The organism is Jeotgalicoccus saudimassiliensis (assembly GCF_000756715.1).
In the GTDB taxonomy this organism is placed as follows: Bacteria; Bacillota; Bacilli; order Staphylococcales; family Salinicoccaceae; genus Jeotgalicoccus; species Jeotgalicoccus saudimassiliensis.
Genome location: NZ_CCSE01000001.1, coordinates 1119233 through 1131440 on the forward strand (window position 1 = coordinate 1119233; position 12208 = coordinate 1131440).

Here is a 12208-nt window from a genome sequence, read left to right on the forward strand (position 1 = left end):
TTATACAGTATGGGTGCGTGACACGGTACCACCAAACAATTTATCTCTAAATTAGAATATACGTCATCTATTACGATCTGAACTTTCTGATGAGTGTATTCGCAATATTATTCTCACCTGCTCTCACCGTCCGCAGGCTCTCTGAATCAAACTATATTACTACTTCTCTCACCGTTCAAATTATTCATTAAATTTTATCCAAGTATATTATCAGCATGATAAAAAGTCAAGTTCCATGCCGCCCTCCCATGCTTTTTCCTTTGACTTTCCCTGTTTTTGATATACGATAACAGGGTTGATTACAATACGCTTACACCGGCTTTTATCACTATGAGTGTAAGAAGGACATATGATATAATCTTTTTAACAGGAGGTAGACATGGATAAGAAAAATGACTTTATTGATAATATAAAAAAAATGTTCTCCCGTAAAGATCCGGACAAAAAGAAAGATAAAGTCCACGGAAAAACTGCGAAGGACAAATATCATAATACAGTCGCCCGCTTTAAAAAAGCCGGGTCTCCGCTCAGGGTGTCGTTCTTTACAGCATATGACACTATATGGAATGTAGTTTTATTCTTACTATTAGCATTCACCCTGCTCGGAATATTTCTTTTCAGCATCGGTCTCGGCTACTTCGCAGCACTTGTCTCTGACGAGGATGTGCTTGCACAGGAAGAAATTCATACCAGTCTGACCGAAATGACTGAAAGTACGACTGTAACATTCGGCTCCGGTGAAGAACTCGGAACATTAAGGTCCGACCTGATCCGCGAAACTGTCGATTATGAAAACATCTCGGAGAACGTCACAAAAGCACTGATTTCCACTGAGGATGAACACTTCTATGAACATAACGGAGTCGTTCCAAAAGCATTCCTCCGAGCATCGCTGCAGCAGGTTTCAGGCGGTGAGGAAAGTTCGGGCGGCAGTACCATTACCCAGCAGCTTGTAAAAAACCAGATGCTGACGAACGATCCGACATTCGACCGTAAAGCAACAGAACTTCTGCTCGCTTTCAGAGTCGAAAACATTTTATCGAAAGAAGAAATTCTTGAAGCATACTTAAACGCAGTATCATTTGGCCGTAATGCCAACGGACAGAATATCGCGGGAATTGAGTCCGCGGCACAGGGCGTATTCAACAAACCCGCTGCCGAGCTGAACATTGCCGAAAGTGCATTTTTAGCAGGACTGCCGCAAAACCCGTATGCTTACACTCCGTTTAATCAGGACGGTTCAATGAAAGAAGAGGAATTCCTTGCCGCCGGTAAAAACCGTCAGGAATTCGTACTTTCGAGAATGCTGACTGAAGGTGCCATTACTCAGGAAGAATACGATCAGGCAATGGAATACAATATTTATGAAACGATGGCTTCAAGCGTAGTCGTTCCAAACCAGAATTATCCGTTCCTGACAGATGAAATTGAACGCCGCGGCGTCGATATTATCAAATATATTCTCGCTGAACAGGACGGCATCAGCCGTGAAGATGTCAATTCAACGCCGTTAATCAATCAGGAGTACACTCAAAAAGCGAATGACGCAATGCGTAACGAAGGGTACCAGATTGAAACGACGATCGATAAGAACATTTACGATACGATGCAGGATACGAAAAATAATAACTTCAGCTACTACGGGCAGCGCAGCAGTCTTGATGCTCTGAACGCAGTAGAAGGTGAAGAAGAAAATATTCTGAACCACGAAGTCGGCATGGTTCTAAAAGACAATGCCACAGGTAAAATACTCGGTTTCGTCGGCGGACGTGATTACGAGGAATCGGAAGTTAACCACGCAACACAGACTACACGTCAGGCAGGTTCAACGATGAAGCCGCTGACGACGTTTGCACCGGCAATAGACCGCGGGTTAATCGTACCGGATACAGTGCTGCTGGATGAAGAATTCAGCTTTAACGGCTACGCGCCAAAGAACTACTCTACTGAAGAGTACGGCCTCGTCTCTGCGAAGCACGCACTCAGCAACTCATATAACTTAAGTACATTAAGATTATGGTCTGAAGTCAGAAATCATAATCCGGGACAGTACCTGGAGCAGATGGGTCTGAATGTTTCGGACGAATTACTCAGCACAATTTCACTGCCGCTTGGTACAAATGATGTATCCGTTGTAGACAACGTCGATGCATTCTCTACATTCGGTAACCAGGGTGAAATGACGGAAAGCTATATGATTCAATCAATTACTGATCCAAACGGTGAAGTCATTTATGAACATCAGGCAGATCCGACAAAAGTATTTAAAGAATCCACATCATTCCTGATGGCCGATATGCTTAAAGAATCATTTGTAACAGGTTCTGTTTATCACATTAAAGATTACTATGCATCTGTTCAGGGTGTTTATGACTGGTCAGCGAAGACAGGTACATCAGAACGCTTCGTCGATTCATGGATGGTCGGCTTTAACCCGAAAGTTACATTAGGTATATGGATGGGCTACGACCGTAATATTCCTCAGGTATACGACACCGATGCCGAACAGTACCATCACCTGTATAACTGGAGAAACATGGCACAGGCACTGTCAAACGCCGCTCCGGAGCAGCTTGGTGCATACGAACAATTCCAGCAGCCTTCATCAGTAAGAACAGAAGAATTCTGTGCACTGACTATGGAACTGGAAGACGACTGTTCCAAGAGCATGGACAAGTCAATTAAAGGTTTAATCGCAGAAGATACACAATTCTCGAACAAGGGCTCATTAAGTGACCCGGCAATCCAGTCCCGTATGGGTTCTGCAATTGACGGCGGACTTTCAAACAGCGACTTACGGGGACGCGTCACACGTACGTACGACGACAGATATACAGTCGGCAGATCATCAAGCAGTTCATCTAAAGATAAAGACAAGGATAAAGATGATGACGATTAATTATTAATTGACTAAGTTGAACACCTCCACTAAGTGTGGAGGTGTTTTTTGTGGTCGTTTGGCTGGTCGTTAGTGATGTAGGCGGCGATACTGTCCGATAAATCCATTTGTCAGACAATGTGGGCGCGACACTGTCACTCAAAACGATTTAACTGACAATGTCGACCTGTTTCCGGATTCTAACGACATTTCTCCTCTCTTCCCACCTTCCCATCTCCAGCCAAACACAAAAAACCCGGAATCCAAAGATTCCGGGTTTTTACTATCATTATTTAAGTTCTAGAATAATCCAGTTGAAGAACCGTCAGCATTTACATCCATGTTGTTAGCTGAAGGAACTTTAGGAAGTCCAGGCATTGTCATGATATCACCAGTAAGTGCAACAACGAATCCTGCACCTGCTTTAGCGATTACTTCACGTACTGTTACGTTGAAGCCTGAAGGACGTCCAAGTTTCTTAGGATCATCTGATAATGAGTACTGAGTCTTAGCCATACATACCGGGAAGTTGCCCCAGCCGTTAGCTTCGATGTCAGCGATTTGTTTTTTAGCTTTGTCTGTTAAGATAACGCCGTCTCCGCCGTATACTTCTGTAACGATCTTCTCGATCTTGTCAGCGATTGGCAGTTCATCTTCATAAAGGTGGTGGAAGTCGTTACCAGCTTCAACAGCTTCTAATACCTGCTCAGCCAGTTCTACGCCGCCTGCTCCGCCTTTCTCCCATACCTGTGTTAATGCAACGCGTACGCCCTGATCTTTACACCAGTTAAGAACGAATTCTCTTTCTTCGTCAGTGTCAGTTACAAAGTCGTTTAACGCGATTACAGGCTCAACGCCGAATTTACGAGCGTTTTCGATGTGTTTACCTAAGTTAACAACACCTTCTTTTAGTGCGTCAACGTTAGCTTCGCCTAAGTCAGCTTTAGCTACTCCGCCGTTCATCTTAAGCGCACGGATTGTTGCTACTAAAACGATAGCATCAGGCTTGAATCCGCCCATGCGTGCTTTAATATCCATGAATTTCTCTCCGCCAAGGTCAGAGCCGAATCCACACTCAGTTACAACGATATCAGCAAGCTGTCTTGCAGTGTTTGTTGCAATGATTGAGTTACATCCGTGTGCAATGTTAGCGAATGGTCCACCGTGGATTAATGCAGGTGTACCTTCCATAGTCTGTACTAAGTTAGGTTTGATTGCTTCTTTAAGAAGAAGTGCTAATGCACCTTCAACTTCAAGCTCGCCTACTGTTACAGGTTTCTTGTCGTACGTATAACCGAATACAATTTTAGCTAATTTTTCTTTAAGATCGATGATGTCGTTTGACAGACATAGTACAGCCATGATTTCACTCGCAACTGTAATATCGAATCCATCTTCACGAGGAACACCTCTTGTAGGTCCGCCCAGGCCGACAACTACTTGACGAAGTGCACGGTCGTTCATGTCAATAACGCGTTTCCAAGTAACACGGCGCGGGTCAATGTTTAACTTGTTGCCGTGGTGGATGTGGTTATCGATGAAAGCACTCAGTGCATTATTTGCTGCAGTAATCGCGTGTAGGTCACCGTTAAAGTGTAGGTTGATTTCTTCCATTGGTAATACCTGTGCGTGGCCTCCGCCTGTCGCTCCACCTTTAACACCCATTACAGGTCCAAGTGAAGGTTCGCGTAAAGCAACCATTACATTTTTACCAATTTTATTGAAAGCATCACTTAGGCCAACAGTTACTGTTGATTTACCTTCACCGGCAGGTGTCGGGTTCATAGCAGATACAAGTACGATTTTAGAATCTTCCTTGTCTCCTTCAAGTTGGTTGATGTCTACTTTTGCCTTGTATTTACCATACATTTCTAATGCTTCTTCAGGGATTCCTGCTTTCTTAGCAATGTCCTGAATTGGTTGTATTGAGGCTTTTGACGCAATCTCTTGGTCAGTCAAATGTGCCATCTTCTCAGCTCCTAAATATAATTTGCAGTTGTAAAACGATTTCACAACTTCATATTCATTATGACATAAAAAACGAAATAGAACCATAATTTACGATTCTATTTCGTTATCTTATTAATTTTTCTTATAAATTGTAAATTTTAGTCGTCATCCATCGACGATAAGTCACCGGCAGGAAGGTCAAGTTCCCATGCTTTAAGCACACGTCTCATGATTTTACCGCTTCGTGTCTTAGGCAGGCTGTCCTTAAATTCGATTTCCCGCGGCGCTGCATGCGCTGCAAGTCCGTTCTTAACAAAGACGCGGATTTCTTCTTTAAGCTCATCAGTCGGCTCATAACCGTCTCTCAGCGCGATAAACGCCTTAACAATTTCTCCGCGCACAGGGTCCGGCTTACCGATAACCCCCGCTTCCTGAACCGCTTCATGTTCGACGAGTTTGGACTCGATTTCAAACGGTCCGACACGTTCTCCTGCTGTCATGATGACATCGTCCACACGGCCCTGGAACCAGAAATATCCATCTTCATCCATGTATGCCGAGTCACCTGAAATGTACCAGTCACCGATGAAATATGAATCGTACTTCGGCTTGTTTTTATAAATTTCACGCATCATCGCCGGCCAGCCCGATTTCATAGCAAGGTTGCCCATGCGGTTTGGCGGCAGTTCATTCCCCTGATCATCGATAATCGTCGCTTCAACACCCGGCAGCGGTTTACCCATTGATCCGCCTTTAATGTCCATGGACGGGAAGTTAACGATCATGTGTGCTCCTGTCTCAGTCATCCACCACGTATCGTGAATGCGCAGGTTGAATACTTCCATCCCCCATTTAACAACTTCAGGGTTTAACGGTTCCCCTACTGAAAGCACATGTCTTAATGCAGATAAATCGTATTTCTCAACGACATTGTCGCTGCTGCCCATCAGCATTCTGAACGCTGTCGGTGCACTGTACCAGACGGTCACTTTCAGCTCTTCGAGCGCACCGTACCAAGATTCCGGAGAGAATCTTCCGCCGACGATAACGTTTGTTGCACGGTTCAGCCACGGAGCGAAAATTCCGTATGAAGTTCCTGTAACCCAGCCCGGGTCAGCTGTACACCAGTAAACATCGTCTTCTTTTAAATCGAGGACATACTTACCTGAAATATACTGCTGCACCATCGCATACTGAGCGTGCAGCACACCTTTAGGCTGGCCTGTTGAACCGCTTGTATAATGAAGAATTAAACCGTCTTCTTTATCCAGCCATTCGATGTCAAATTCCGTAGAAGCTTTCTCGAATTCTTTCTTATAACTGATATATTTCTCATCCACATCATCGCCTGAAACGATAACATTTTCAAGATGAGGCAGCTCATCTACAGGTACTCTCGGCAGCAGTTCCGGTGTAGTCACAATTGTTGAAGCATCACTGTTTTCCATTCTGTCCCTTACTGCTTTTTCCATAAACGCTTCAAATAACGGTCCGACTATTGCACCGATTTTCAGTGCACCAAGCAGTGCAAAATATAACTCCGGTGAACGCGCCATAAAGATAAATACACGGTCCCCTTTTTTTACACCGGCATTTTTCAGTAAGTTGGCCGCTTTATTTGAGTTCTCTTTCATCTCTTTAAATGTAAACGACTGAATGTCGTCATCCAGTTTATAGTGCAGTGCGATTTTATCGCCGTGCCCTTCGTCCACGTGTTTATCAATAGCTTCATAAGCCATATTCACTTTTCCTGATTCATACCATGAAAATTCTTTCTCAATTTCTTCCCATGAGAAATTATCTTTTGCCGTTTTGTAATCCGGCATGTTTGCGTGTTGATCTGTTGCTTTGTAAAGTTCTACTTTCATTCCTAACGACACCCTTCGGTTGTATTTATGATTTCGCTTTCATAAAGCCATTATATTGAAAGACAGTTCAGAATTCTATGAAAACGATTAAATTTTTAAAAAATTTTATTTTAAGTGAAATAAAAACGCTTTCACTTTAGTATAGTTTATCAATAATATATAATGATTGTGAATATAATTTTTGATAATCTTTGATTACTTTAAAAAGGGGTGTTCCATTGAAGCATCAGAAGCATTACTTTAAAATTGAAGCGAAAACTGACATGGACACTGTCATTATCGAAGGTCCTCTGGACAGTGACACTTTAAAAACATATACATTTGATGATAATTTAACCGCATTCAGACGGCCTTCCGAGCAATTTCAGGCACTGCTTGAAATTGCTGAACTGCCGGAAGGACGCATAATTGTCAGTCATATAGACAATCATATTATCGGATACATTACCTTTCTTCATCCGGACCCGCTTGAACGGTGGTCCGACGGCAACCATCCATTCATTATGGAACTGGGTGCCGTGGAGGTGGCTCTGCCCTACCGCAGCTTCGGACTCGGCGGTAAAATGCTGGAACTCTCGACATACGATGATTTTATCGAAAACTATATTATCATCACGACGGAATATTACTGGCATTGGGATTTGAAAAATTCAGGACTCGATGTCTACGAATATAAAGACCTGATGATCCGTTTAATGAAGCGTGCGGATTACGAAGTGTTTCAGACAAACGATCCGGAAATTACCGGCCACCCTGCCAATACGCTGATGGCGCGTATCGGGAAAAATATTAACGATAAACAGATGCAGCAGTTTGATGAGATACGATTTAAAAACCGATTTTTAATTTAACGAGGGGCGCGATAGTAAATGCTAGTAGAAAGAATTATGACTTCTCCCGTGGAAACACTCCACGTCAACGATACGATTCATGAAGCGATGAACATGATGAGCCGCCTGTCCATCCGTCACATCCCGATCGTGGATGACGAGAATAATCTGGCAGGTATTATTTCCGATAAGGACGTGAACCTGGCGCTGCCGTCCATCGCAAACGGCGATACTGATCTGTCGCTCGACCTTGAACTCGGCAAAATTATGCGTCAGCAGGTGACGACGTGCCATCCGCTCGACTTTGTAGAAGAAATTGCGAAAGATTTTTATCATTTTGCAATCGGGGCAATTCCCGTAATGCGCGGCAAAAAAATAGTCGGTATTGTCACGCAGAAAGATATGCTGAATACGTTCCTTGAACTGACGGGAATTAAAGAGCCCGGCTCAATTATAGAAATCGATATAAAAGACCGCATGGGTGTTATTTATGATATCGGCAAAGTATTTAAAAATTTAAATATTAAAATTGTCAGCATTTCAATTTATCCGAATGCCGTTAAAAAAGATCATAAAATCATCGTGCTGCGCATCGATGCAATGAATCCGTTAATTGCTATAGAAAAATTAAAGGAATCCGGATTTAACGTGCTGGATCCGAGCGAGATGTCATAATGAAACCCCTGTATGTTTACAATGATGAACTGCTTAAATACCGGTTTAATGATACTCATCCTTTTAATCAGATGCGCTTGAAGCTGACGACGGATTTATTAACGGATGCCGGATTTTTAAATGATGAGGATGTTATTAAACCGCGTATGGCTACTGACGAAGAACTCGCGCTCGTACATACTGCCGATTACATTGAAGCTGTACGTGCTGCAGGTCACGGGAAGCTGTCCCCGGAAGAACTCGCAAAATACGGACTGGATTCTGAAGATACACCGAGCTTTGAAAATATGCATGAGAAATGTGCCGCACTCGTCGGTGCAACACTGACAGCTGTTGATCTCGTTATGACCGGACAGACAGATAAGGCGCTGAGTCTTGCCGGCGGACTTCATCACGGTTTCAGCGGAAAAGCGAGCGGATTTTGTGTGTACAACGATACAGCAATCGCCTGCGAGTACATTGCTAAGAAATACGGCAAAAAGGTACTGTATATCGATACTGATGCCCATCACGGAGACGGCGTGCAGTGGACATTTTATAACCGGAAAGATGTCATCACCTACTCCATTCATGAAACCGGACGCTATCTGTTTCCGGGAACAGGCAGTGCGACAGAACGCGGGACTGAGGAAGGCTTCGGCTACACCGTGAATCTGCCGATTGACGCATTTACAGAAGACGCATCATTTCTCGAAGTATTTAAAGAAAGTCTCGAGCGTGTTGTGCAGACTTACGAACCGGATGTTATTTTGAGTCAGAACGGTGTGGACGCCCACTTCCGGGATCCTATGACCCATCTGTCGCTGACATCAAAATCATATGAGGAAATCCCCCGCTTTGTCCGAGATATGGCGGATAAGTACACCGGAGGCAAATGGATTGCGGTCGGCGGCGGAGGATATAACATATGGCAGGTCGTACCTCGCATGTGGAGTCAGATCTGGCTTGCGATGAAAAATATCGATGTACCTTCAGGCAGGCTGCCCGAGGTGTTTATCGAGAAATATGAAACGAAATGTGAAGTGGACTTCCCCGTACTGTGGGAAGATACACTTGAAGACTTTACCGATATACCGAGAAGAGTCGAAATTTCTGAGAAAAATAAAACAACACTCGACCGGGTACTGATGTATCTGGAGCAGTAAGAGCGGATAAATTTTAAGCTGTGCGGACTTTGTCTGTGCAGCTTTTTTGAATGCGTTTTGATGGCGGGTTTGGCGTTCTATGAAGTCGTCTCATAGAGCTTCTAAACCGTTCGGATTCCTATGAACGCATCTCATAGAGCTTCCAAACCTCCAGGATTCCTATGAACGCTTCTCATAGAGCTTCCAAACCCCCAGGATTCCTATGAACGCTTCTCATAGAACTTCCAAACCTCCAGGATTCCTATGAGCTCTTCTCATAGAGCTTCCAAACCTCCAGGATTCCTATGAGCTCTTCTCATAGAGCTTCCAAACCCCCAGGATTCCTATGAGCTCTTCTCATAGAACTTCCAAACCCCCAGGATTCCTATGAGCTCTTCTCATAGAACTTCCAAACCCCCAGGATTCCTTTGAGCTCCTCTCATAGAACTTCTAACCCCTCAGGATTCCTATGAACACCCCTCATAGAACTTCTAGAGCGTTCGGATTTCTATGAATGCTTCTCATAGAACTTCTAACCCCCAAAAATCCCTATGAACCCTTCTCATAGAGCTTCCAAACCCCCAGGATTCCTATGAACGCCCCTCATAGAACACCAACGCAACCAACTCAACCAACGCAACCCCAACACCCCCAAAATACACCCGCTCCGAAAAACAAAAAATAAAAACCGGGCCACCCTCTTCAGGCAGCCCGGTTCTCAAATAATATATTATCTTGTTGTTGTACGGTAGTCGATGCTGTAAGGGAGTTCCACTGATGTGGAGTCCACTGATTCTTCGTTCATCAGTTTAGTCAGAAGTCTCATTCCTACTGCACCAAGGTCATATAATGGGACAGCAATGCTTGAAATCTTAGGTCTAACCATCGTCACGAGTCTTGTGTTTGAACAGCTGACAATCTGCAGGCGCTGCGGCATTGCCACACCGTGATCGTGTCCGCCATGCAGAATTCCAATTGCTGTTTCATCACTGATTACGATAACAGCGTCGCGCTCAGTTTCAAGCAGTTTGCCGAAGATTTCCTTACCTTTATCGTAGTCCTCAGCGTCTTCTGTCAATAAGTAGTCGTCACCGTTTAACCCTGCATCACTGTATGCCTCTTTCATTCCTTCAATCATACGTGATTCCTGGTAACGTGAATATCCTGCTGTAACGAAGCAGATGTTTTTAGTATCATCAGCAATCAGTTTTGCAGCGACTTCTTTCGCCGCTTCATAATAATTGATGTTGACACTTGGAATGTCGTTGGCTTCTTCTCCTGAACCGCAAATCACTACAGGTACTTTTGAAGTTTCAATGTCCTGCAGCACGTCGCTGCTCAGTTTTCCGCCAAGGAAAATAATGCCGTCCACCTGTTTGCTGACAAGGTTTAAAAAAGCATTGCGTTCTTTTTTCGGATCCTGGTCCGTATTTGTAATGATAATCTGGTAATTATACATTTCTGCGATGTCTTCCAGTCCACGCGCCAACGCTGAATAGTAAAGGTCTGAAATGTCCGGAATGATTACGCCGACTGTTGTCGTTTTTTTGCTTGCAAGTCCTCTTGCCACCGCATTCGGGCGATAGTTTAATCTATCTATAACATCTTTAACTTTCTTTCTTGTTTCAGGTTTGACGTTTGGATTACCATTTAAGACTCTAGAAACTGTTGCCATTGAGACTTTTGCTTCTCTAGCCACATCGTATATAGTAACTGTCATATTATCCCTCCGAGTCTAATGTGAAAATGTAAACGTTTTAATCTATAATACCAAATTCTCGGCCTGAATGGTACTGTATATGTAACAATTTTATAACAAAAAAATTCAGTCACGCAATGTGACTGAATTATTTAGGCTCTTTCTGGCTTTTTTCAGCGTATTTAGACATATCGACTACATTTGGACGCTGCAGATTACTGTCTGCCGCTTCTTCCCTGATAGCCTGCTGCTGAACCTGAACTTCAGAAGCATCGAGTTTTTTAACTCTCGACTTCTCATCCATTTCAGCTTTCTTGTCCTTAACAGCCTGTTTGACTTCGCTGACCTTTTCATCGAGCTTTTCAGTGAATGAAGGTCCGTCGTTCTGTTCATTCACAACAGAATCCTGGATTTTTTTAATATCATCTCTTAAAGCATCGCCTGATTTAGGAGCGATAAACAGACCGCCTACAACACCGACGAATAGGCCGAGAGCGAGGCCGATCGTGAAGTCACGGCCGGTAGATGTTTCGATTTGAGCATCGTAGCTCTCAACGCCTTTGACATGTCTGTCTCTATTATACGTTTCCATGATTTAACCTCCAACACGGGATCAATCACTGAGACTTATAAATTCTCTGACTGTCCGTCCACATTCACTTTAGTATAAGCTCTGTTGCGCTGCTGCTGTCTGATCTGCCATTTGTCTGCAATTTCCATTGCAACATTTGACCACTGTACTACCTGTGAAATTTTCTCTTCATTTTGAGAAATGTTATGTGTAATTGAATTCGTTACACGGTCGACCGAGTCGTTTAAGTTAGTTACCGAGTAACCAACACCCTGTACTGCATCAACTACAGCATTAAGTTTTTCAGATTTACCTTGAATATCTTCAACTAAACGATTTGATTTGTGCAGAAGATCTGTTGACTCTCTTGTAATCCCCTGAATCTGTCCATCCAGTCCATCTAATGTGCTGGCTACGTGGTCCAGGTTTTTCTTAACCGAGAACAGTACAACTGCAATTGCGATACATAATACTAAAAATGCAATCGCGGCAATACCCGCGGCAATATATAATACTATTTGCCAATCCATTCTAACGCCTCCAATATTTCTTTTCTGTATTCTTAATTATCATAACCTAATTCACAATGATATAAACATTTAATTTATATAAC

At 43.4% G+C, this 12208-nt stretch carries 9 protein-coding genes; 4 read left to right on the plus strand and 5 right to left on the minus strand.

From position 1 onward, the window contains the following. Window positions 1–379 precede the first annotated feature (379 nt). Complete coding sequence (locus RZ44_RS05350) at window positions 380–2899, plus strand: transglycosylase domain-containing protein (protein WP_035809284.1); 2520 nt, start codon at window positions 380–382, stop codon at window positions 2897–2899. Window positions 2900–3178: 279 nt separating this feature from the next. On the opposite strand, the gene RZ44_RS05355 is transcribed toward RZ44_RS05350, so the two are convergent. Both RZ44_RS05355 and acsA read right to left on the minus strand, forming a co-directional pair. Then, window positions 3179–4846 (minus strand): formate--tetrahydrofolate ligase, encoded by a 1668-nt coding sequence (locus tag RZ44_RS05355; RefSeq protein WP_035809286.1) that lies wholly within the window; start codon window positions 4844–4846, stop codon window positions 3179–3181. A 140-nt stretch (window positions 4847–4986) separates the two neighbouring features. Beyond that, complete coding sequence (acsA, locus tag RZ44_RS05360) at window positions 4987–6696, minus strand: acetate--CoA ligase (protein ID WP_035809288.1); 1710 nt, start codon at window positions 6694–6696, stop codon at window positions 4987–4989. 218 nt (window positions 6697–6914) lie between these two features. Between acsA and RZ44_RS05365 the strand changes: the two genes are divergently transcribed. The 3 genes from RZ44_RS05365 to RZ44_RS05375 are packed head-to-tail and all read left to right on the plus strand — an operon-like array spanning window position 6915 to window position 9346. Next, window positions 6915–7547, plus strand: coding sequence for a hypothetical protein (locus RZ44_RS05365; RefSeq protein ID WP_035809290.1), 633 nt, complete (start codon window positions 6915–6917; stop codon window positions 7545–7547). A gap of 18 nt (window positions 7548–7565) precedes the next feature. After that, a complete protein-coding gene (locus RZ44_RS05370) occupies window positions 7566–8201 on the plus strand; it encodes a CBS and ACT domain-containing protein (RefSeq protein ID WP_035809293.1) in 636 nt (211 codons plus the stop codon). Next, window positions 8201–9346: an acetoin utilization protein AcuC gene (locus RZ44_RS05375; RefSeq protein WP_035809296.1), complete on the plus strand. Its 1146-nt coding sequence runs from the start codon at window positions 8201–8203 to the stop codon at window positions 9344–9346. The genes RZ44_RS05370 and RZ44_RS05375 overlap by 1 nt, the downstream gene beginning before the upstream one ends. A 709-nt stretch (window positions 9347–10055) precedes the next feature. Here RZ44_RS05375 and ccpA read toward each other — a convergent pair. From ccpA to RZ44_RS05390, 3 genes are all read right to left on the minus strand, one after another. Beyond that, window positions 10056–11045 (minus strand): catabolite control protein A, encoded by a 990-nt coding sequence (gene ccpA / locus RZ44_RS05380; protein WP_035809299.1) that lies wholly within the window; start codon window positions 11043–11045, stop codon window positions 10056–10058. Between the two features lie 127 nt (window positions 11046–11172). Next, window positions 11173–11616: a YtxH domain-containing protein gene (locus tag RZ44_RS05385; protein WP_035809301.1), complete on the minus strand. Its 444-nt coding sequence runs from the start codon at window positions 11614–11616 to the stop codon at window positions 11173–11175. A gap of 35 nt (window positions 11617–11651) precedes the next feature. Next, window positions 11652–12125, minus strand: coding sequence for a DUF948 domain-containing protein (locus RZ44_RS05390; protein WP_035809303.1), 474 nt, complete (start codon window positions 12123–12125; stop codon window positions 11652–11654). Window positions 12126–12208: the final 83 nt, after the last annotated feature.

What these genes read in the sequence shown, in the direction of transcription:
- RZ44_RS05350 (WP_035809284.1), top strand. Translation starts at nt 380, where the DNA reads ATGGATAAGAAAAATGACTTTATTGATAATATAAAAAAAATGTTCTCC.
- RZ44_RS05355 (WP_035809286.1), bottom strand. Translation starts at nt 4,846, where the DNA reads ATGGCACATTTGACTGACCAAGAGATTGCGTCAAAAGCCTCAATACAA.
- acsA (WP_035809288.1), bottom strand. Translation starts at nt 6,696, where the DNA reads ATGAAAGTAGAACTTTACAAAGCAACAGATCAACACGCAAACATGCCG.
- RZ44_RS05370 (WP_035809293.1), top strand. Translation starts at nt 7,566, where the DNA reads ATGCTAGTAGAAAGAATTATGACTTCTCCCGTGGAAACACTCCACGTC.
- RZ44_RS05375 (WP_035809296.1), top strand. Translation starts at nt 8,201, where the DNA reads ATGAAACCCCTGTATGTTTACAATGATGAACTGCTTAAATACCGGTTT.
- ccpA (WP_035809299.1), bottom strand. Translation starts at nt 11,045, where the DNA reads ATGACAGTTACTATATACGATGTGGCTAGAGAAGCAAAAGTCTCAATG.
- RZ44_RS05385 (WP_035809301.1), bottom strand. Translation starts at nt 11,616, where the DNA reads ATGGAAACGTATAATAGAGACAGACATGTCAAAGGCGTTGAGAGCTAC.
- RZ44_RS05390 (WP_035809303.1), bottom strand. Translation starts at nt 12,125, where the DNA reads ATGGATTGGCAAATAGTATTATATATTGCCGCGGGTATTGCCGCGATT.